General features: G+C 51.7%; 17 protein-coding genes. 6 read left to right on the forward strand and 11 right to left on the reverse strand.

Annotation, left to right across the window (positions count from 1 at the left end; translation table 11 throughout):
* Nucleotides 1–66: 66 nt before the first annotated feature.
* From QZ375_RS00470 to QZ375_RS00495, 6 genes are all read left to right on the forward strand, one after another.
* Nucleotides 67–1143 (forward strand): hypothetical protein, encoded by a 1077-nt coding sequence (locus QZ375_RS00470; RefSeq protein ID WP_295214014.1) that lies wholly within the window; start codon nucleotides 67–69, stop codon nucleotides 1141–1143.
* 29 nt (nucleotides 1144–1172) lie between these two features.
* Entirely contained in the window at nucleotides 1173–3515 is a 2343-nt protein-coding gene (locus QZ375_RS00475; RefSeq protein ID WP_295214015.1) for a DUF4125 family protein, read from the forward strand.
* 437 nt (nucleotides 3516–3952) lie between these two features.
* Entirely contained in the window at nucleotides 3953–6409 is a 2457-nt protein-coding gene (locus QZ375_RS00480) for a glycosyl hydrolase family 65 protein (protein WP_295214016.1), read from the forward strand.
* A gap of 795 nt (nucleotides 6410–7204) precedes the next feature.
* The gene (locus QZ375_RS00485) at nucleotides 7205–8344 is read left to right on the forward strand and encodes a suppressor of fused domain protein (RefSeq protein WP_295214017.1); all 1140 of its coding nucleotides are present in this window, start codon (nucleotides 7205–7207) and stop codon (nucleotides 8342–8344) included.
* A 40-nt stretch (nucleotides 8345–8384) separates the two neighbouring features.
* A complete protein-coding gene (locus QZ375_RS00490; protein WP_295214018.1) occupies nucleotides 8385–9536 on the forward strand; it encodes a glycoside hydrolase family 5 protein in 1152 nt (383 codons plus the stop codon).
* Nucleotides 9537–9742: 206 nt separating this feature from the next.
* Nucleotides 9743–10420 carry a TIGR00266 family protein gene (locus tag QZ375_RS00495; RefSeq protein WP_295214019.1) on the forward strand — a complete coding sequence of 226 codons (678 nt, stop codon included), beginning with the start codon at nucleotides 9743–9745 and terminating at the stop codon, nucleotides 10418–10420.
* A 354-nt stretch (nucleotides 10421–10774) separates the two neighbouring features.
* Here QZ375_RS00495 and pgsA read toward each other — a convergent pair whose 3' ends face one another.
* The 11 genes from pgsA to QZ375_RS00550 all read right to left on the reverse strand — a co-directional run bounded on the left by pgsA (nucleotide 10775) and on the right by QZ375_RS00550 (nucleotide 23224).
* Entirely contained in the window at nucleotides 10775–11350 is a 576-nt protein-coding gene (gene pgsA / locus QZ375_RS00500; RefSeq protein ID WP_295214020.1) for a CDP-diacylglycerol--glycerol-3-phosphate 3-phosphatidyltransferase, read from the reverse strand.
* Complete coding sequence (rimO, locus tag QZ375_RS00505; RefSeq protein WP_295214021.1) at nucleotides 11334–12677, reverse strand: 30S ribosomal protein S12 methylthiotransferase RimO; 1344 nt, start codon at nucleotides 12675–12677, stop codon at nucleotides 11334–11336. Before rimO ends, pgsA begins: the two co-directional genes overlap by 17 nt.
* A 167-nt stretch (nucleotides 12678–12844) precedes the next feature.
* Nucleotides 12845–13786 carry a polysaccharide deacetylase family protein gene (locus tag QZ375_RS00510; protein WP_295214022.1) on the reverse strand — a complete coding sequence of 314 codons (942 nt, stop codon included), beginning with the start codon at nucleotides 13784–13786 and terminating at the stop codon, nucleotides 12845–12847.
* A 208-nt stretch (nucleotides 13787–13994) separates the two neighbouring features.
* Nucleotides 13995–14615, reverse strand: coding sequence for a regulatory protein RecX (locus tag QZ375_RS00515; RefSeq protein ID WP_295214023.1), 621 nt, complete (start codon nucleotides 14613–14615; stop codon nucleotides 13995–13997).
* Nucleotides 14616–14636: 21 nt separating this feature from the next.
* Nucleotides 14637–15884, reverse strand: coding sequence for a recombinase RecA (recA, locus tag QZ375_RS00520; protein ID WP_295214024.1), 1248 nt, complete (start codon nucleotides 15882–15884; stop codon nucleotides 14637–14639).
* A 337-nt stretch (nucleotides 15885–16221) separates the two neighbouring features.
* Nucleotides 16222–17064 carry a peptide chain release factor N(5)-glutamine methyltransferase gene (gene prmC / locus QZ375_RS00525; protein WP_295214056.1) on the reverse strand — a complete coding sequence of 281 codons (843 nt, stop codon included), beginning with the start codon at nucleotides 17062–17064 and terminating at the stop codon, nucleotides 16222–16224.
* On the reverse strand, nucleotides 17064–18038 hold the full coding sequence (locus QZ375_RS00530; RefSeq protein ID WP_295214025.1) for a DUF1385 domain-containing protein: 975 nt from the start codon (nucleotides 18036–18038) through the stop codon (nucleotides 17064–17066). The genes prmC and QZ375_RS00530 overlap by 1 nt, the downstream gene beginning before the upstream one ends.
* Nucleotides 18039–18197: 159 nt before the next feature.
* Nucleotides 18198–19631 carry a HAMP domain-containing sensor histidine kinase gene (locus tag QZ375_RS00535; RefSeq protein WP_295214026.1) on the reverse strand — a complete coding sequence of 478 codons (1434 nt, stop codon included), beginning with the start codon at nucleotides 19629–19631 and terminating at the stop codon, nucleotides 18198–18200.
* Nucleotides 19621–20319 (reverse strand): response regulator transcription factor, encoded by a 699-nt coding sequence (locus QZ375_RS00540; protein WP_295214027.1) that lies wholly within the window; start codon nucleotides 20317–20319, stop codon nucleotides 19621–19623. Before QZ375_RS00540 ends, QZ375_RS00535 begins: the two co-directional genes overlap by 11 nt.
* A 167-nt stretch (nucleotides 20320–20486) precedes the next feature.
* A complete protein-coding gene (locus QZ375_RS00545; RefSeq protein ID WP_295214028.1) occupies nucleotides 20487–21863 on the reverse strand; it encodes a hypothetical protein in 1377 nt (458 codons plus the stop codon).
* Nucleotides 21845–23224, reverse strand: a complete 1380-nt coding sequence (locus QZ375_RS00550) for a citrate synthase (RefSeq protein WP_295214029.1) — start codon at nucleotides 23222–23224, stop codon at nucleotides 21845–21847. The genes QZ375_RS00545 and QZ375_RS00550 overlap by 19 nt, the downstream gene beginning before the upstream one ends.
* Nucleotides 23225–23253 lie beyond the last annotated feature (29 nt).

The raw sequence follows: 23253 nt of genomic DNA on the forward strand, positions 1-23253 counted from the left end.
ATGTAGAATTCTCTGCGATTCTGAAAATATATGTGAGGGAATCGTATTACATCAACGGAGGTATGTATGAAACATTTTTATCTTCCCCTGCTGCTTGCACTGACTGTTACACTCTCCGGCTGCGGTAATCTCCGCAAGGCGGTACAAGGTCAGCTGGGCGCACTGCACTCTGACAGCAGGGAATCAAACCAGGCTCAGGATGCAAATACATCCGAAGCCTCTTCCACGGAAACAGAACGGCAGAGCTATACCGTAGACAACGTCACTTTTTCCGTAGACGGCAGCTGGGAACATGCCCCTCAGGACGGCTTCGAGGGAACATTCCTTACGGCTGACCGCAAGGCTGGCTATCAGCTTCAGGGCGTTTCCCCTCTGGGCAGCTACACACCAGAAGAATTTTTCCAATTTCTCAAGGATCACTATGCCAATTCCCATGAGATCGTCTCAGCAGATAACAGCGTCTCTTCCTTTGTCACCGCTGACCAGCTGGATGCCTATGTGGGACGTATTGAAATGACAGCACGGGAAGTGCGGTTTTCTGTCGATGTGCTCATTGTGCCCCAGAAAAACACAGTGGTGACCTTTGCCGGTCAATGCAAAGAGGAGAATACGCTTCCAGTGGATGTCCGGGAAATTACGGAGACAGCAGTCTTTGCCATCGGTACGGAGGATATGCTCAGCGGCAATACCTTTCAGGTAGATGACGGCTCAGAACTTCAGCTCCAGGGAGACAGCAGTTTTCTGTGGTATCAGAATGCCGGAGATCTGAAAAGTGCCTGCTGTATGGGAACATATGAAGTTTATTTCGGACAGCCAGCTGTCGATAAGGTGGCTTCGCTGACGGAATATGGTCTCACAAAAGAGGAACTAGAGCAAACCCTCTCCTCTAACATGAACGGCTACATTCCCGGCGGCAGCAGCGTACTGGATTCTCTGTACGGCGTAGACGAAGAGGATACCTGCTTTGTGTGTCTGGATACCTTCTATGCAGTGATCCTGCACAACGAAAAACTTGTGGACGGTGCGGAAACTACAGAAATGGGCAATGACACCCTATATATCGGTTATTATCTGCCGGAACAGGAAACGGCAGATATGCTCAACGCCAATACGGCAAATTATACATCCTGGAAATTGCAGTGATCATCCCAAGACCCACAGGAGGAATACCCATGGACATCCCATCCACCCTCAAGCGGCTGGACGATCTGCTCCACGCATGCCGATTGGACGAAGCGGAAACATTTTTGTGCGAAGCCATCCAGACAGCAAAAGTTTCCGGTGATACTGATGCAGAAAAGACTCTGCTCAATGAGCAGATGGGCTTTTACCGAGATTGCGGACGATTCCCGGAAATGCTGGATACTGCCGCAAAGGCACGTACGCTTTTTGAACAGCAGGGGGAGACGGATTCCATTGCCTATGGGACAACCCTCCTGAACTGCGCCAATGCCTACCGTGCCGCCGGCGCCTTTGATCAGGCATTTTCTGCCTATGAAACGGTGCAGGAACTCTATGACAAACTCCTGCCTCAATCCGATGGGCGTATTGCCAGCCTGTGGAATAATCTGGCGCTCCTGTATCAGGAGACCGGACAGTGGGAACAGGCGTGCCGCTGTCTGGAACAGGCATTGATCCTGGTGCGGCAATACGCCGGAGATGCGACACGGACGGCGATCTCCTGTACCAACCTCGCCGTTTCGCTGCTGCGGCTTCATCGTGTGGCGGATGCCCTAGCATATCTCAAAGAAGCAGACGGTATTCTTGCCGGACGCACGCCATCAGATTTCCACTACAGCGCCACCCTCGCCGGCTTCGGAGATGCCTATTATCAGTTGGGAAAATACGAGACAGCGGCGGCATATTATGAAAAGGCACTGCCGGAGATCGAACTGCATATGGGACAGAATAATTTCTATGCCATTGTCTCCGATAATCTGGCACAGACCTATGAAAAACTGGGTATAGAACGCCCCCGGCTGTCAGGACTGGAACTCTGCCGCCGTTTTTATGAAGCATTTGGTGCACCTGTGCTGGAACGTTCGTTCGGGGATATCCTGCCGAAGCTGGCGATCGGTCTCGCCGGGGAGGGCTCGGAATGTCTGGGCTATGACGATGAACTGTCCCAGGATCATGACTTCGGACCGGGCTTCTGTATCTGGGTGCCGGACGATCTGCCGGAGGAACGGGTGCAGGCACTGAAGGCAGCCTATGCCGCTCTGCCAAAATCATATCTGGGCATCAGACGGCTGGAAATGCCCGAAGCAGATGGACGTGTAGGCGTTTGTACTATCGGCGGCTTTTTCCGGCGATTGCTGGGTCTGCCGGGAATCCCCCGAAACGAAGAAGAATGGCTTTCTGTAGATGAATCCATGCTTGCGGCGGCGTGCAGCGGTGCGATCTTTCGAGACGACAGCGGTATCATGACCACACCCCGGAGAAAGCTGGGGCTGGGTTATCCCAAAGCTGTCTGGCTGCGCCGCCTTGCGCAGGCACTGGGACGGATGGCACAGTGCGGACAGTATAACTTCATCCGAATGCGCCGCCGTGGAGATCCAGCAACGGCACAGCTCTATCTGGGGACATTCTGCCAGAATGCCATGACAGCGGCACATCTGCTCCGGGGTGTATATGCACCCTATGAAAAGTGGCTGCTGCGCAGTACGGCTGAGTTAGAAGGTTTCCGAGACATGGCAGCGCAGATAAATGAACTGCTGCTGCTGCCGCCCCAGAGGGAAACGGATCTTGACGAGGAAACAGACTTGGCATGTGTGTACATCCGGGGAATCTGCGAAACGATCGGAAAGGAGACTGCTATGGCAAATGCAATGGAACAGCCGGAAAATGCCTATCTGGCAGATACGGCAAAGGCGCTTGGCGTCAAGGCAGAGGCAATGGAAACCCATCTGGCAGATGTGGAAAAGATCGTCCGACTGGAGTGGGAGACCTTCGACAAGGTACAGAATATAGGCGGCAGAGCGGCCTGTCAGGATGATTGGGAGACCTTTTCCATTATGCGCCGCAGCCAGTACCTGCCCTGGGATGAGGCACTGCTGAAACAGTGGATCGCCGTCTTTGAACAGGCACTTTCGGAGGGCAGAAACCTCATTACGGAAAAATACGCCCGGATGATGGAGAGTACCCACCCGAAGGAATATGCGAAGATCAAAGATCAGCTGCCGCCGGTATCACCAGAATTCGTTCAGCTGCGGGAGGCGATTATTGCCATCCAAATCCCCTGGATGGAGGAGTTTGCGGCACAGTATCCCAATCTGGCATCCCGTGCAAGAATCATTCACACAGAGGACGATTCCCCCTGGGAGACCTCCTATGAAACCTATCTCCGGGGTGAACTGACGGTGTATTCCTTTGAGGTGCTGTACGGCTATGGCAGATGGATCGTATCACTGCACCAACAGGGAGAGAACCTGTCCCGGATGATCCTGGAAGAAACAGTACACGAATATGGTTACGCCACCCTGGAAGAAGCGGAACTGAATGGATACTGTCCGTAAAAAAAGCGAATCCGCCCTTGACAGATCCGCTGAAATGCTGTATCATAAAAGCAGAGAGAGCACCCCGAAAGGCGGTCAGCTCCCAAGTTTGAGATTATTTAGAAATAACCGTCTAAGTTGGTGACCGGGGCGGTTATTTCTTTTTATTGCTGTTGTTTGTTGTTTTACAAAAGCCGTTGTCAGAAATGACAGCGGTTTTTTTATTTTGTTGCTGGAAACTTCCCCGAAATCTCTGTCTTTTCTCCTACACCTGGCTGGGATACATCTGACAGGCGAATTTTTGAAAGAATTTCTCAAAAAAGACTTGTAATTTACTGCCTTGTATGTTATAATGAGGATACTAGCCAGCGTAGAGAAAAGATGTCTTATCTCAGCATTGTCTTCTCATTATTGGCAAATCTTACTATCTACAAAATTTTTGAAAAGGAGTTTCTCCCATGAAATTTGGTTACTTTGACGACGCAAATAAGGAATACGTCATTCAGAATCCGAAGACACCGTATCCGTGGATCAACTACCTCGGTACTCAGGAGTTCTTCTCTCTGATCTCCAACACCGCCGGCGGCTATCACTTCTATAAAGATGCCCGTCTGCGCCGGATCACCCGTTATCGCTACAACAATGTTCCGGTAGATATGGGCGGCCGTTATTTCTACATCAACGACAACGGCACCATCTGGTCTCCGGGCTGGTCTCCGGTAAAGACCGATCTGGATGCTTATACCTGCCGTCACGGCATGGGCTATACCATTATTTCCGGTAAGAAGAACGACATTTCCGCTGAAGTGACCTTCTTCGTACCCCAGAACTACAACGGCGAGATCCAGAGCCTGGTTCTGAAAAACGAGGGCAGCGAAACAAAGACCATCAAGCTGTTCTCCTTTATTGAGTGGTGTCTGTGGAATGCACAGGACGACTCCACCAACTTCCAGCGTAACTACAACACCGGCGAAGTGGAAATCGAAGGTTCTACCATCTTCCACAAGACCGAGTACAAGGAACGCCGCAATCACTTCGCATTCTATACCGTAAACGACAGCATCGACGGCTATGATTCTGACCGTGAGAGCTTCCTGGGTCTGTACAATGGCTTTGAGAATCCCCAGGTTGTGGCTGACGGCAAGGCATCCAACTCCATGGCTGACGGCTGGTCGCCGATTGCTTCCCATTATAAAGAAATCACCCTGGCACCGGGTGAGTCCAAGCAGCTCATCTTCATCCTGGGCTATGTAGAAAATCCCAAGGATCAGAAGTGGAATGCAGACGGCAGCATGAACAAGTCCCGTGCTTATGAAATGATCGAGCAGTACAACACACCGGAAAAGGTGGCTGCTGGTCTGGCTGAACTGAAGGAAATGTGGAACAATCTTCTGTCCAAGTACAATGTCAAGACACCGGACGACAAGATGAACCGCATGGTAAACATCTGGAATCAGTATCAGTGCATGGTTACCTTTAATATGTCCCGTTCCGCTTCTTACTTCGAGAGCGGTATCGGCAGAGGCATGGGCTTCCGTGACTCCAACCAGGATCTGCTGGGCTTTGTACACCAGATCCCGGACAGAGCAAGAGAGCGTCTCATCGACCTGGCTTCCACCCAGCTGGAGGATGGCGGATGCTATCACCAGTATCAACCTCTGACCAAAAAGGGCAACAACGAGATCGGCGGCGACTTCTCCGACGATCCACTGTGGATGATCCTTTCTGTTGCTGCATATATCAAGGAATCCGGTGACTACACCATCCTGGATGAAATGGTGCCCTATGACAACGATGATTCCAAGGCGAAGACCATGATGGATCACCTGGAAAAGAGCTTCTTCCATGTGGTTGAAAATGTGGGCCCTCACGGACTGCCTCTGGCAATGCGTGCAGACTGGAACGACTGCATCAACCTGTCCTGCTTCTCTGACGAGCCGGGCGAATCTTTCCAGACCTCTACTTCTCCGAAGTACGGCGAAGACAAGTACTCCAAGGTGGCAGAGTCTGTCATGGTAGCTGCGCTGTTTACATATGCAGGTCCGGAATATGTGGCAATGTGCAAGAAGCGCGGCGACGAGGCTGGTGCTGCAAAGGCACAGGCTGCCATTGAGGAAATGAAGAAGAACATCATGGAATACGGCTGGGACGGCGAATGGTTCCTGCGTGCCTATGATGATTTTGGTAAGAAGATGGGCTCTCACGAATGCGAAGAGGGTAAGATCTTCATTGAACCCCAGGGCTTTGCTGTTATGGGCGGCTGCGGTAAGGAGACCGGCGCTGACCTGAAGGCTCTGGAGAGTGTTGACAAGTGGCTGAATTCCGAGCATGGTCTGAGTCTGAACCAGCCGGCATTCACCAAGTATTATATCGAGTACGGCGAAATTTCCACTTATCCGGGCGGATATAAGGAAAATGCCGGTATCTTCTGCCACAACAATGCATGGATCATCTGTGCAGAGGCATTTGTTGGTCACGGAGACAAGGCATTTGAGTATTACAGCAAGATTGCACCGGCATATCGGGAAGAAAAGTACTCTGACCTTCACCGCACCGAGCCGTATGTCTATGCACAGATGATCGCCGGCAAGGATGCGAAGCGTCACGGCGAGGCAAAGAACAGCTGGCTGACTGGTACTGCTGCATGGAACTTTGTGGCTGTTTCCCAGTACATTCTGGGTGTGATCCCGGATTGGGACGGCCTGAAGATCGACCCGTCTATTCCGCATGAGTGGGACGGCTTCACCATTTCCAGACAGTATCGTGGTGCGACCTATGATGTCACTGTCAAGAACCCGAATCACGTTTGCAAGGGCGTTGTATCGGTTACTGTTGACGGCAATGCCATTGAAGGCAACGTACTGCCGGTATTCAGCGATGGCAAGAACCACGCTGTTGAAGTTGTGATGGGCTAAGCTGCACAGCGATAAATAATAACAACCGCATAACCTATTTCCTTTTTGCAAAAGCAGGATCTTCCCCGAGATCCTGCTTTTTGCTGTTTTGGGGTATCGGTAACATTAAGAATATTCCCCCACCCTCTTTCAGAAAGGCAGCTCAGGTTGCTGATCCAGCTGAGCACAGCTGGCGCAGATCCAGGGCTGCGGAAGCCCTGGTCGCCGCCCGCAGGCGGCGAAACACTTCGGCGCATGCTTTTGCGCCACGGAGAAAAGGGGTGAGAAAAGCGACAGCTTTTCGAGGGGAAAGCGAACAAGACCGCTTTCCCCTTGTAAACCTTTTTCATAAAACAGAATTTTGAAAACGTTCCAGTGGAACGTTTTCAACCGTCATACACTGACATAAGTCACAACATAAATCAAGTTAAAAAAATCTTGTTGCAAACGTCCCACCGGGACGTTTGCAAGGCTTTACTTATTAAAACGGCTTCACAAGGAGGGGCGGTCTTGTTCGCCCCTCCTCGAAAAAGCTGTCGCTTTTTCTCACCACCCTCTCCGTGGCGCAGATGATGCGCCAGGGTGTTTCGCCGTCTGCGGACGGCGACAAGGGGCTTTGCCCCTTGACCCCACCAGCATTTTTGAAAAATTGCTGGATCAAAAAACTTCATTGCCGCCTGCGGCGCTGCTCAAATACAACAAAATGTTCTATAAAAACCGGTACTTTGTCTAAAAAGATTGACATTCCAGGACAAAATCTGATATAATAAAACTAACAAAATACTACGATCCTCATACCACAAAAGGAGATGCCATATGGAAAAAGAACACGAATTTGTACCGGAACTGTACACCGAAGAAGAACTGAACGCAGTGGAAAACCACATCGAACAATATTTCGGCACATACAGCCAGGTATTCCATGAGATCCTTTCCCCGGATATCCACGTGGATATCTGTATCATTCCCTCTACACCGGAGCGCAACTGGATCACTCTTGTGACCGAGGGCATGGGCGCACATCGGATGGATGTGCCGGAAGAACTGGCAGACGAAGGGTTGGATCGGGCGGAACTGCTCCTCTGTCTGCCCCCGGACTGGAAACTGGACAGTCAGGAAGAAAAGGATTATTGGGTGATCCGCCTGCTGAAACAGCTGGCACGGCTGCCCATCGAATGTGAAACCTGGCTCGGTTGGGGACATACCATTGATAACGAAGACTCCTTTGCAGAAAATACTGAACTGAGCGCATCCCTGCTGCTCAGCCCCGGCGCCTATGCAGAAGAGGCCTGCGTCTGCGAACTGCCCTGCGGAGAAGTGGTAAATTTCTACCAAGTACTTCCTATTTACCCCGAGGAAATGGACTTTAAACTAGAATACGGCACAGATCCCCTCCTGGATCGCATGGTAGGCGCTGTGGGGCATGTGCTGGATATCCACCGCTGTAATATGTGTTCGGATGCGGATACAGAGATCATGGACTGGGAGGGCTGGCATGTTGGCTCTATCCGGGAGAAAGAACTGCCTCTGGACGAGATCACAGGCTATAATCACATGGCGATCTATCTGCGCTGGTGCATTGAGCATGACCTGATGTGCGACCAGTTTCTGGAGGAATTCGGGGATGCTGTGGATTCCGTCAAAGCACAGGACGGCAGAGTGGATCTCCGGGAACTCATCCGGGATGAATTCTCCGGGCGGCTGTACCGCATGATCTTCAACGAAACAGGCAGACAGTTTGCAGCGTATTATTATGACCATTCCCATGACGACGGCCCTTGCTATCCGGCAGATGTAGATGACTATGCCCTGCACTATTTCGGGGAAGAGCGCTACCACTCTGAGGAATTCCAGGATGAGGCGTACTTGTTTCTCCCCTATGATGAGACGTTTTATGAGGGCATGAAAGCATATATTGACCATTATTTTGCGGAATTCTGCGGAGATATTGACTGACAAGCACCCATATACCGCATGATCCAGAGAGGATGTACATATGATGAAAACGACAAGGCTCTATTCCCGTATGGCGGCACTGCTTCTGGCAGGTATCCTGATTCTGACCGGAACAGGATGCGGCAGTACAGCAACTTCCGGCAGATCCGACACCATGGAAGACATGGATTCCCAGACCCTGGTGTCAGATATGGGCGTGGGCTGGAATCTGGGGGATACTTTGGATGTCTGCGCCGCAGACCGGGATGGAGACGGCAGAGTAAACGAAGCCCCGGCAGAGGGGGAAAAAGTGGACGAATCCCTGTGGGGCAATGTCTATACCACACCGGAGCTGTTCGACCATCTAAAGGCCGATGGGGTGCAATCTGTCCGCATTCCCGTGACCTGGCGTGACCATATCAGCAATGACGGCAAAAATACCATTGACCCGGACTGGATGCAGCGTGTTCAGGAAATTGTGGACTATGCCTATGACCGAGACATGTATGTCATTCTGAATATCCACCACGATGGCGGAGGCGACCCGGATTTCGGCGCATGGATCCGTACGGATGCCGCAGGCTTTGAGGCTGTCCGGGAGAAATACCGGCGTGTGTGGGAACAGATCGCCGCTTATTTTTCCGGCTATGACGAACGGCTGATTTTCGAGTCTATGAATGAGGTAGGCTTTGACAGCGTTGCAGAAGCTCGTGCCTATGACATGCTCAACACCCTGAACCAGGATTTTGTAGATTTGGTGCGTGCCAGCGGCGGCAATAACGACAAGCGTCATCTGCTCATTGCAGGCTATTGGACAGACATTGAAATGACATGTGATGAGAAATTCCAGATGCCTGACGATCCGGCGGATCACTGCATTGTGTCGGTGCATTATTATACGCCCTATCAGTTCTGCATTACCGGAGAGGAAACCACCTGGGGTACAGACGGTGACATCAAACGGATGCAGGGGCTGATTCAAAAAATGGAGGACAACTTCGTCAGCCAGGGCGTGCCGGTCATTGTTGGCGAATACGGCATGATTTCTACTGATGTCAACAGCCGTATTCTGTTCAGCAAGACCCTCACAGAGCTATGCCATGAACGGGGCATGGCGACATTCTTCTGGGACAACGGCAGCGAATACGACCGAGAGGCGTATCAGTGGCGCACAGAAGGATTGATCGAAGCGCTTTGTGAAGCGGTGAAGTAATGGATTATCCAAAGCGAAAACATCCCCGGCTAAAGGAATATGATTACAGCCGAAACGGATATTATTTTGTCACCATCCATACATACCGTAATATGCCACTGTTATCCAGTGTAGGGCGGTGAAGTAATGCAAAAAGAGCGGCGAAATGCCGTTTTTATAGGGGTAAATCTGTTTTGCCCCAAAAATGATTTCAGGAGGATGCAAGTATGCAATATCAGATTCAGGGGCAACCCTATCCGGTGGTCGTTCTGACCGTTCAGCCGGAAGAGACTGTGCTTTGTCAGAAAGGCGCAATGGCGTGGATGACACCCAATATGGAAATGCAGACAAAGGGCGGCGGACTGGGAAAAATGTTCAGCCGTGCTCTGTCGGGAGAGGCTATGTTCCAGAACGAATACACCGCAAGGGGCGGCGTGGGTATGATCGCCTTTGCTTCGGCAGTGCCGGGCGAAGTGATGCCCATCCAGGTGACACCCGACAAGCCCATTGTGGCACAGAAATCGTCATTTCTGGCATCGGAGAAAAGCGTTTCCTTTGAGATGTTTTTCCAGAAAAAGATCGCCGGCGGCTTTTTCGGCGGTGAGGGCTTCATTATGCAGAAGTTCAACGGAAATGGTATGCTGTTTCTGGAAATTGACGGCAGCGTTGTTGCCTATGACCTTGCACCGGGGCAGTCCATGATGGTGGATACGGGCAACCTTGCCGCAATGGAGGCAACCTGTACCCTGGATGTGGAGACCGTCAAGGGCGTGGGAAATATGCTGCTGGGCGGCGAAGGCTTCTTTAATACAAAAGTAACAGGACCTGGCAGAATCTGGCTTCAGACCCTGCCGCTGTCCGGACTGGCAAATGCACTGGCACGTGTCATGCCATCGTCAAAGTAAAAAAAAGTTGGTTTAAGAGCCTGTTCAGTATCTTTTTATGTGCGGATTTTCGAGCATAATTTTGTCGTTTACAAGGAAAAAATCCGCAGGCATATTGACGTATGGCAAGGATTTTCGACGCAGTTCACGGCAAAATTTGCCGAAAAGACGTGCGAAAAAAGATGCTGAACAGACTCTAAGGCGATACCACACAAAGATTGTGCGTCAGGTGCGCCGTCAGATGTAACAAAAATGCTCGTGAATACGCAAAGTATTCACGAGCATTTTTGTGAAATATGATGGAAAATATACAAGCATGTAACGTGCAAAGCCGTCAGGCGTGCTTTGTGCGGTGTTGCCTATAATGCAATTCGCTCACTTGTCGCTGTCGATATACTTCCAGCTGCCTTTCAGATAGACAAGACCCGAAATGATCGTCAGAATGGTGGAGATCCAGATGAGACCGCCCAGCACCCATGTCCGCACAAAATCCGGCACTGCCAGGCTGAAATCCCCTACCAGGGACAGATACAGCAGCACGCCCACAATGGTTACCATAGTGAAAGCTGTTTTCAGCTTGCCCCAGATCCCAGCGGCGATCACAACACCTTCCTCTGCCGCCAGAAGCCGCAGTCCCGATACCATGAATTCTCTCGCCGTAATGATCACCAGAGGGATCGCTGACATGCGGAATTCGTCCAGTTCCACAAATACAGTCAGCGCCGTGATCACCAGCACCTTATCTGCCAAGGGATCAAGAAATTTCCCAAAATTGGTCACAAGTCCCCGTGCCCGGGCAATCTTGCCGTCCAGCATATCCGTAAAGGATGCTGCCGCAAAAATAATGAGTGCCAGCAGAAAATGCACGGGAATAGCATCTACATAAATGCAGATCAGAAAAACCGGGATCAGGATCACACGCAGAAGCGTCAGTTTATTGGGCAGGTTCATCAGTTACCTCCTCCGCCAGCAGGTCGTAGTCCAGTGTGTCAAATACTTCTACCGTAATATACTGTCCCATCCGGAGACGGTTGTCACTCTTCACGAAGATCTTGCCGTCAATGTCCGGCGCATCTGCCGCCGTCCGTCCGAAATAGCATCCGGCATATTTATCATACCCTTCCATGACTGCAATCATGCGTGTACCGATCTTGGCAGCATTTTTCGCCGCACTGACCTCCGCCTGCTGTTCCATGAGAATATCCGCACGATGGGCACGGACTTCTTCATCGATCTGGTCTTCGTATGCAGCTGCCTTCGTGCCCTCCTCCTCGGAATAGGCAAAGCAACCCAGACGGTCGAACTGCATATCCTGCACGAAGTCTCCCAACCGGTTGAACTGTTCCTTTGTCTCTCCGGGGAAACCGGTGATCAGCGTGGTGCGCAGGGTAATATCCGGCACACGTTCCCGGATATGGGCAATGAGATTCCGCAGGGTCTCCTCGTCCCCCGGACGGTTCATCCGGCGGAGGATCTCCCCGTCGCAGTGCTGGATGGGCAGATCCAGATAGGGTACCATATGCGGCTCTTCCACAAAGACATCCAGCAATTCATCTGTAATGCGTTCAGGATAGCAGTACAGTACACGCACCCAGTGGATCCCCGGAATACGACACAGCTCCCGGAGCAATTCCGGCAGACGGGATCTCCCGTAGAGATCCGTACCATACTGGGTGGTATCCTGGGCAATGACGATCAGTTCTGTCACATGGTGCTCCGCCAGCCAGTGTGCCTCTTTCAGTACATCCTCCATGGGAACGCTCCGATAAGGGCCACGGATCTGGGGAATGGCACAGTAGGTGCAGCAGTTGGAACATCCCTCAGCGATTTTCAGATAGGCGAAGAAAGGCAGGGTGGTGATGATACGGTCGCCAGTCAGTTCGGCGTCACTCTTTTTCCCGAACCGCACCACACGTTCTCCAGCGAGAACATGGTCGAGAATATCCACAATATCCCGGTTGTCACCGATGCCGATGACAGCGTCTGCCTCGGTGAACAGTTCGGCAGCTTCTTCCTTGTATCGCTCTGTGAGACATCCTGTCAGGATGATCTTTTTCAGCGTGCCGTCCTGTTTCAGCGCTCCCAGCTCCAGAATGGTCTCAATGGCTTCTTCCTTGGCGGACTGAATGAATCCGCAGGTGTTGACGATCGCAATTTCGGCTTCGCCCGGCTCTGTCACCAGCTGGTATCCATGTGCACGCAGCTTTGCCAGCATACGCTCTGAGTCCACCAGGTTCTTGGAACATCCCAGGGAAACCATGCCTACTTTAATTGGCATATGTATACCTCCAAATCTTTTATGTGTTGCCCCTCCTCTTTCGGGGGAGGCTTTGTTCAGGGTGTCATGATATTATAGTGACGAAATGATTTTACAGCGGGCGGGTGATATCCGCCCCTACAAATACATCGCCCCAGGCGATACCATCATTCCTCATTCCTAACTCCTCATTCCAAACAAGGCGCAGGCTTATATCTGGGGTTGTCAGGATGCATGGAAAAGACTACCATACCATTTTCCACATCCAAACCCCGGGCATCCGTCAGTTCGCTCAGAGTCACAAGCTGATAGCCCTGCTGCACCAGAGACGGCACGATCTGTAATGCTGCTGCTGCGGTCTCCGGGTAAATATCGTGCATGAGGATCACGTCCCCATCCTCCACTGTCTGCAAAACAGCTGTGACTGTGGCAGCCGTATCCCGTGTTTTCCAATCCTTGGTGTCCACAGACCAGTACGCCAGACCCATTTCCACATGGCGCTGTACATTGTCATCAAAAGCACCATAGGGCGGCCGGAGCCAACGAGGATAATGCCCAATCGCAGCATAAATGCGGTCGTCTGCCTGCTGCACCGCTGTCTGGAACTGTTCCGGCGTATCCTTTGTCAGATCGGAGTGGTCGTAGGTATGATTCCCGATCTCACAGCCCATAGAGGCCGCTCGCTGCATGACCAAAGCAGTTTCGTCGTTGATATTCCTGCCGATCACAAAAAATGTAGCACGGGCATGATAGGCTTCCAGCGTATCCAGAATATCGTTGGTATAACCGCCAGGGCCATCGTCAAAGGTCAGGGCGACCATTGGCAGAGACGGGTCAATATCCGTATTTCCGGAAACCACAGGGGCTGCAGTGGTCATGGGGATAGTCGTTGTGGTGATCAACGTGGTTGTGGTCGTAGTTGTTGCGGATGTTGTTGTAGTCGTAGTTGTGGTTGTCGGGGCTGAGGTGAATACAGCCATATCGGTCTCTGCCGGGGCTGCTGCCATCACTGCCGTTTCCGTCTGTCTGGAAATGGCATGTTTCGGCGTCTCGATTCTGGAGCACGCACCGCCCAGTACAAAAACCGCAGCCATGACACATGCTCTCATGATACGCTGTCGGTTCTTCATGACGTTTTCCCTTCTGTTGGTTCTGGTAAGTAATTCGGTTATGAGAATCTCTTCCTTTTCAGGAAAGACTTTGTTCAATGTAACAACGGGCGGATGATATCCGCCCCTACTCGGATAACTCCGGCGGGAGCAAGCCCCCGCCCTACGCTTTTGATTTTCGAACAAAAAGTTAAATTTTTAGGCGTGACAACGTACTACAGATACATCGTCATTCCTCATTCCTATAAACTTCTTCAAAGAATGTACGCACGGCGGCGTTGATCTGATGGAAACCATAGCCCTGGCGCACCAATGCCGCTTTGCCCTTTTCCACCGTCTTGCGGTCGTCGGGATCAAGAAAATATTTCTGATATCTCCGGCAGATCTGTTCCATGAGGATCTCTTCTGTTCGTTTCGCATAGGGTTCCAGCGCCTCGTCGATTTGAGCATCCAGGAGACCCCGGCGGCGCATTTCCTGCCGGGCACGGTAAAAACCGAAGTGCTTCACTTCGATATAATGATGGGCTGTCTGTTCCGCATAGGCCCGGTCATTGATCTGGCCGTATTTCGCCAGGCGGTTCACCGTGGCATAGCAGACGGCTTCGGGATATTTTGGCTCTAGCTTATGGAACATTTCCTGATAGCTATAGCCCCGGTTATCCAGCAGATAGCAGGCGTACTGATACGCCTTTCGGCCAAGCTCTGCCTGCTGCACTTTCTCCCATTCTGCCGGAGTCAGTTCCATATCCTGCTGCAGCTGAAACCGCTGAACAATGGACACGTGCAGAAAGTACAGTTCCCCGGAATCATCCAGTTCTAGTTTCCAGGTGTTCCCTTTGTGAGAACCCAAAGTCGTGATACGCATGGCAAATTAGGTGGGATCGAATTCCTCGAAGTCATCCTCTGCGCTGACCTCCAGGTTCTCGCTGGCATCCACAGTCTCAAATGCACCATCTGTTTCCGGTGTGGTCTCCTCGGCAGTCTCCTCAGCGGATATATCAAAATCGCCGTCTGCTTCGGCTGCTTTTGCCGCAGCCTCTTCCAGCTTAGACTTCTTCTTTTTCTTCTTGGCAGCTTCGGCAAGGGCATCTTTCTGTTCCATGACTTTGCCCTCAATTTCCTTCATCAGCTCAGGATTTTCCTCAAAGAGTTTCTTGACGTTTTCTCTGCCCTGCCCCAGCTTTTGATCGCCGTAGCTATACCAAGAGCCGCCTTTTTTGATGACGCCCAGTTCCGTTGCCACATCTACCACTTCGCCGGTACGGGAGATCCCCTTGCCATACAAGATATCAAATTCGCATTCCCGGAAAGGCGGTGCCACCTTATTCTTGCTGATCTTCACTTTGGTGCGGTTACCGATCTGATTTCCGCCGTCTTTGATCGGTTCGCCCCGGCGCACTTCCATACGGACAGAGGCGTAAAATTTCAGGGCACGGCCGCCAGGTGTAGTCTCCGGATTACCGTACATCGTACCGATCTTTTCCCGGATTTGGTTGATAAAGATCGCCACACAGTGGGATTTGGAGATCACGGCAGTGAGTTTTCGCATGGCCTGGGACATCAGGCGTGCCAGCTGTCCCACGTGGCTGTCACCCATTTCGCCGTCAATTTCCGCCTTCGTGGTCAGTGCGGCAACAGAGTCTACGACCAGTACATCGATCGCACCGGATCGCACCAGTGCCTCGGCAATTTCCAGTGCCTGTTCGCCGCTGTCCGGCTGGGATACCAGCAGGTTGTCAATATTGACACCCAACGCTTCGGCATACAAGGGATCCAGGGCATGTTCTACGTCAATAAAGGCAACTTCACCGCCCATTTTCTGCGCTTCGGCGATAATATGCAGTGCCACGGTAGTTTTACCGGAGCTTTCCGGGCCATAGAGTTCAACGATACGGCCTCTGGGCACGCCGCCGATCCCCAATGCCAGATCCAACATCATAGAACCGGTGGGAATGGCTTCGACATTCAGGTTGGTTTTGTTTTCACCCAGGCGCATAATAGCGCCAGTACCATAGGTTTTGGTGATATGGGCAATGGCACTCTGGAGGGCTTTTTTCTTTTCCTCCTCGGTTTCCGGCATGTTGATGACAACTTTTTTCTTCAGATCTGCTTTTGCCATAATGGTTCCTTTCTATTTTATAATCTATCATTCCAACCCTTTGAATCGAAAAAATTCTTTCCCGTTCTCATAAAGGCTGCTTGGCAATGAAGTTTTTTGATCCAGCAATTTTTCAAAAATGCTGGTGGGATCAAGGGGCAAAGCCCCTTGTCGCCGCCGCAGCGGCGAAACACCCTGGCACATCCTTTTTCTCCGTGCGCCAAAGCATAGTGCAGAGAGTTTCGCTGTCTGCGGACAGCGACCAGGGCTACTCGCCCTGGACCTCGCCAGCTGTGCTCAGCTGGACCAGCAGTCCGGGCTGCCTTTTTTTAGAACGGCGGCGTATGTATCGGGTTTTTTACTTTCTTTGTCCGATAACTACACGGTCAATGCCTGCCAGATCGGGAATGATCTGGCACTGGCTGAATCCTGCCTGTTCCAATATTTCTTTTACCGCCTGCCCTTGTCCCATGCCGGTCTCATAGACCATCCAGCCATTTTCTTTCAGAAAAGGCTTCCAAAGTGGAGTCAGATTCCGGTAAAACGCCAATCCGTCCTTACCGCCCAGCAATGCCGTTTCCGGCTCAAAGGTCACCTCCGGCTGGAGCTTTTCCATGTCCTCCTCCGTCAGATAAGGGGGATTACAGGTAATAACATCGTATTGCTCCCCTGCCAATAACGCCGGGGGCTGCAATACATCGACTGCATGGATGCGGATCTGTGGTGCATGACGGCTCAAATTCTGCCGCAAATAAGGCAATGCCTGTTCCAACAGTTCCACTGCGTCTCCCGTGACATGTTCCAGATGGGCTGCAATTGCTGCCGGGATACAGCCCGAACCGCTGCACAAGTCCAGCAAATGCGTCTGTTCCGCACTGCGGCGCAGTTCCAGCACGGTTTCCACTAAGGTCTCCGTATCCTGCCGTGGGATCAATACACCTTCTCCTACAGCGAATTCCAGCCCGAAAAATTCCCAAGTGCCGCAGAGATATTGCAGCGGCTCATGGGCACAGCGGCGTTTTGTCAGCTGCGCCAGCCGTTCTGTCTGGGCATCAGTCAGGGGTGTTTCCGAAAGAATCCCGGTACTGCTGGATATTCCCAGCACCGTTTCTACCAATACCCGGCTCTCGAACCGGGCGGATTCCAAACCGGCTTCTTCCAGCTTCTGCCGGGTGAACCGCTGTGCCTGTCCGGGCGTCATTACCACTTGTCGTCCTCCATATCCTCAGGAATACAGGGCTTCAGTGCGGCAATGGCACATTCGATCTGTGATGCGTCCGGTTCTCTGGTGGTGATGCGCTGGATCTGCAATCCCGGCCAGGAAAGGGCACGGGTCAGCCAGTTATTGCTCCGTCCGGCAATGCGGATGAATTCATAGGAAATCCCTACCACCAGAGGCAGCAGCAGGATACTGATGATCACACGAGGCAGAGTCTGGTACACAGGCACGATGCACATGACCAGAATGCTGACAATCAGGGTAATAAAGATAAAGCTTGTACCACAGCGAGGGTGAAACCGGGTGTGCTTCTTCACGTTTTCCACCGTCAGTTCTTCCCCGGCTTCATAGCAGGCAATGGTCTTATGCTCTGCGCCATGGTATTCATAGGTGCGGCGGATATCTTTCATAAGCCCGGTGCACGCCATATATGCCAGAAAAATGGCGATCTTGATGATGCCCTCCAGCAAGGAACGCACGAAGCGGCTGTCATCGGGAATGGGTGTATGGGCAATCAGCTGACCGATGAGGAATTTCGGCAGAAAGACGAAAAGTCCGATGGCAAGAGCGATGCCGATGATCATACCAATGGTCATGATGATGCCAAAAAGCTTGTCCCCCAGCTTATCATCCAGCCACTGTTCAAATCGGCTCATTTCTTCCTCTTCTTCCTCGCCGTCCTCGGGCGTCTGCTTTTCCGCCGACTTTGTCAGACAGCGATAGCCGTCCTTCATGGACAGCACAAAGTTAAAGCTGCCGCGCACAAGGGGACATTTCCGGTACCAGGGCATATTTTTGCCGTTGTTCTCTTCCCATGTCTCCACGTCGATCTCGCCGTTTGGCAGCCGGCATGCCATGGCGCCTGTATCTGCGCCTTTCATCATGATCCCCTCGATCAGCGCCTGTCCGCCGATCTTTGTCATATGCTTGGGGTTTTCTCTGGGTTGTTTTGCCATGTGGTATTCCTTTCCGGTTTCAATATTAGATGTTATGAATCAGAAATATGCCTTCTCCACCAGCCATTTGGTGAAAACCGTAGGGAACGACCTCTGTGTCGTTCCATCTGATATCGGTTTGCCTGGCGGAACGACACGGGGGTCGTTCCCTACAGATTCCTAATTTTTCCTATGGTTCTCGATTGGCAGTGTGATGGTCACGTTTGTGCCTACGTTCAGTTCGCTGGTGATATCCAGTCTGCCGCCGTGCATGGTGATGATCTCATCTGCCACCGCAAGTCCGATGCCCGATCCCCGGCGGGTGTGATTCGCCTTGAAAAACTTTGTCTTGACACGGGGCAAATCGGCTGCGCTGATGCCCACGCCGTTGTCTGTAATGGTCACCTGTATCATATTCCCCACCTCTTCGGCGCTGACCGTAATGGTACTGCCGGGGTTGGAATATTTGATAGCGTTGTCTATGACATTGATGAACACCTGACGGATGCGGTTCTTGTCCCCATAGACAAAGGGGAGCATTTCCGGCTCTTGATAGATGATGCGGATGTTCTCCCGTTTCGCCTTTTCCGTGTAGATCAATACAGCGTCTCCCAGTTCCGCCAACACATCCATCGTGGCGCATTGCAGCGAAAACCGTCCGCTCTGCATCCGGGAAAAGTCCAGCAGTTCTTCTACCATCTCTGACAGACGCTCTGTCTCGTTGACAATGACATGTACACCTCGCTGTACCGTATCCGGGTCGGCTTCCATACACATGGTCTCCGCCCAACCCTTGATGGCAGTCAGCGGTGTCCGCAGCTCGTGAGAGACAGAGGAAATAAACTCATTTTTCATATTCTCTGTGTTGGAAAGCTCATCTGCCATCTGGTTAATAGACACACAGAGATCGCCGATCTCATCATTGCTGCCGCTGTCGATACGCACGGAAAAATCGCCCTTTGCAAATTTTTTCGTGGTAGCGTTGATCTGTTTGATGGGACGCACAATAGAGCGAATAAAATACACACCCGTCACCACCAGCAGCAGGAGTACACCCATACAGATGGCAGTGATGCCGATCACATAAGTGCGTAAGGTCGCCTGCACCTGCTCCAGAGAAGTCACCACACGAATGGCATTGTATTCCGTGCTCAGATCGGAAATATCCACGGAAACTGCCATAATGGTTTCGTCCCCCAGCTTTCCGATCCAGTAGCCATCGTCACCTTCCATGGCATACTCATAGTCAGGCATTGCCGCCCCGTCTGCCGGGGTGAAACCCGATGAGGTCAGCACGACCCTTCCACGGGCGTTGATCGCCATGAGTTCCATCTTGTCCTTGTCGGAAAAATTTTCGATGGTACTGCGCATTTCCGTGGAGAAATTCATGTCTGCATCCTGGGAATAACGGCTCAGCACGCCGGTGACAGAACTGATCTTTGTGGTGAGATACTGCTTGGATGCGCCATAATAATAGCTCTGGATGGAATAGATAAATGCAAATTCCAGTACCAGCAGTACCAGGGTGATCAGCCCCAGGTTATTCATCACCCACCGGCGTGTGATCGTCCCTCGCACCGGTGTGGTTTTTCGTTTTCTGCGTTTATTTGTCATTCCATTTATATCCATAGCCCCAGATGGTGGTGATATAATGAGGCTTGCTTGGCTCTTCTTCGATCTTCATGCGAATCCGGCGGATGTTTACGTCCACGATCTTGTCGTCTCCGAAATAGCCATCGCCCCAGATGTGGTTCAGGATGCTGGCACGATCCAGAGCAGTGTTCTGATTGTTCAGGAAATACTCCATGATCTGATACTCCACCTGGGTCAGGTCAATGAGTTCCCCGTTTTTGGTAACCGTGCGGCTTTTCAGATTCAGGGTAAAGGGGCCGCTTTCGATAATGGGAGATTGTTCGTCCTTGATGAAGCTCATGCAGACACGGCGGTAAATGGCGTCCACACGGGCGGTCAGCTCAGAAGGCGAAAAAGGCTTTGTGATATAGTCATCCGCCCCGAACATGAGACCGCTGACCTTGTCCATTTCCTGGGTGCGGGCAGTGAGCATAATAATGCCGATGGTAGAGCTTTTTTCCCGGAGCTTTTTGCAGACGGTAAAACCGTCGATGCCGGGCATCATAATATCCAGCAGGACAATATCAAAATTGCCATGCTCCTCTTCAAATATACGCAGTGCATCCTCACCGCAGCCTACGTCGCAGACGTCATAGCCGGCACGCTTCAGATTGATCACCACAAAGTCACGAATGACATCCTCGTCTTCGCAAACCAGAATTCGTTTCATGACGTAATATCTCCTTTCTTATTGTAAAATAAGGCATGATTAAGAATGAGAAATGAGGAGTTAGGAGTTAGGAATAAGGTATCCCCTGCGGGGATGGATTTGAATAAAAATTGGAAATTATGTGAGCGCAGCGAACACCATCATTCCTCACTCCTCATTCCTAATTCCTAATTCAAAAATATAAACTGCACCATCAATTCCTGCCAGGACAGTGCCAGGACATCCTCAGTCTCAGCAGTACGCATATAATAGGCAGCCTTTCCACGGGTATGGAGCAACTGGCAACCGTCCGCCTCCCGTTCTTCCTGCTCACCCTCCGACTGCGCCACGCCATAGCGCATCAGCTCGGTCATATGGTCTGTGATCTCACCGTCATAGCGGCAGAACACAATATCTCCCGTGAGTGCATCTGTGACCGCTGTCACCGTGCCATACCATTCCAGGGGCAGAAGAAACATACAGCCATCGTTGAGACTGAAATAGCCCCTTGCCTGTTCTGTCAAGGCTGTGCCGGAGACCCCCAGCCACCGTGTCATGCGCACCTGCTCCGAGGAATCGCTGCTGTAGCCGGGAAATGGCTCCTGCACGGGAATTTCCACAGTGCCGTTGTTGTCCAGATCCATGGAAAGATAGCCCACAGAACGTGTGGTCTGCGCCACTGTGTCAGAATCCGACAGCACATAGGAAAGAGAATTCTTTCCCACGGTAAGGATCTCTGTTTGCAGAGAGGAAGGGCTGGTAGAACCGTCAATATAGATCCCCATCTTTCCGTCGGGCAGTGTACCATAGATGATCTGACTGTAATCTGTGAAACCAGCCCGCAGTTCCAGCTTTCCGCTGGCAGCAATGCTGTCTTTTTGCAAACGGTACACCGCAGCAGAAGAAGTGGTATTATCGGTTGCCTTTCCCAGCACCAACAGTTCCTGACAGTTGCCGCCGTCCAGATCTGCCACATCGAACATGGTATATGCCGTGGTGAACATCTGCTCCAACACACCTTCGCTGTAATCATAGACCGTCAGGGATTTATCTGACTGATCCACACCACTGTAGCCGATGAAGAGCTGATTCTTTTTACTATCTCCCATGGGGGAGATCACAATGCGCTCTACCTCTGCCCCATCTGCCGGGCGGTCACAGACGGACATCCATTCCTCTTTCACCTGGTCGAGAACACTTAAACGCAGTCCGTTTTCCGCAGCAACAAGGCTGGTTTTCTTATAGAACACCAATGCCTCATCCTCACCGTCTGCATCCAGATCTGCCACCGTAAAGGCAGAAAGGTTCTCACCGGCTCTGGGATATTGCAAAGTAATGCCGCTTCCCACGGCATCCTGCAATGCCACATAGATCTGCTGCTGTTCCTCGCTGAGGCTGGGCGGTTTCAGGAGAGAATCCACTGATCCCCCCAGGGTACAGCCTGTCATCATCAGGCAGCAGAACAGGCAAAATGCGGCTGGCAGCCCCAGCCGCCGCCGCATTCCGACAGATTTCACCTTTCCGCCCGGAAAATGCGGACGAAATTTTATTTGTCCCGATCGCATAAGGGTACATACTCCTTTGGTTTCGCAATCGCCTTGTATGCAGGACGGATAATACGCTTTCCGGTGAGGATCTCTTCCATCCGGTGCGCAGCCCATCCCACCATACGTGCTGTGGCAAACAGAGGTGTGAACAGTTCATCCGGGATGCCCAGCATCCGGTATACCAGACCGGAATACATATCTACATTGGCACAGACTGTCTTGTCGATGCCCCGCACGGACTTCATCAGTTCCGGCGTCAGGTGCTCAATGAGATCCAGAAGCTGGAATTCCCGTTCAATTTCTCTGCCTGCCGCAAGTGCCATTGCTTTGCGCTTCAAAATCACAGCACGTGGATCAGACAGGGTGTATACAGCATGTCCCATACCGTAGATCAGACCAGAACCGTCGTTTGCCTCCTTACGCAGGATCTTGGTGAGATAGTCCGCCACTTCGCCCTCATTCTCCCAGTGCTTCACATGGGCTTTGATGTCATCCAGCATCTGGATGACCTTGATATTGGCGCCGCCGTGACGAGGTCCTTTCAGAGAATTGATCGCCGAGGTATATGCGGCAAAGGGATCTGTCCCCGAAGAAGTTGCCACACGGCAGGCAAAGGTGGAGTTATTACCGCCGCCGTGGTCAGCGTGCAGTGCCAGCAGCGTATCCAGCAGCTGTGCCTCTGCCTTGGTATAGGAACGGTCGCTGCGGATCAGGGACAAAATGGACTGAGCCGTATTCTCCTCCGGCCGCAGGGGGTGCATAATGAGACTTGCGTTATCGTACTTATGCCGCTTTGCCTGATATGCGCCGTCCATGAGAATGGGCATTTTTGCGATCAGATCCAGGGCAATGGTCATCTCGTCCTCCATAGTGGTATTCTCTGTCGCATCCGAGTAGGAATAGAGGGAGAGAATACTCCGGGCGAGCTTATTCATGATATTATTGGAAGGAGACTGCATGATCGAATCCACCAGGAATCCCGGCGGCAGCTCACGGCGCATACCCAGAGAACGTGTCATGCGCTCCAGGTCAGCACCGTCCGGCAGCCTGCCGAACAACAGCAGATAGACAACCTCTTCGAATACATAGCGATCCTCCCGCTCTGCATTTTCGATCAGGTCGTTGATATCATAGCCCCGATAGATCAGCTGGCCGGGAATGGGCTGACGTTCGCCCTCATTCATCACATAACCGTGTACATTACAGATCCGGGTGATCCCGGCAATTACGCCGGAACCGTCTGCGTTTCGCAGACCACGCTTGACATCGAATCGTTCATAATAGCTGGGGCTGATCTGGGAATATTCCACCAGATCCTTGCATAAATTTTGAATATCCGAATCTTCAATGCTATGGTTGTATATCAGCTGCGGTGTCATAACGATTACCTCCTTGTTTTGGTTTCTCA

It is taken from the genome of Ruminococcus sp. (assembly GCF_019417665.1).
GTDB lineage: Bacteria > Bacillota > Clostridia > Oscillospirales > Ruminococcaceae > Ruminococcus_C.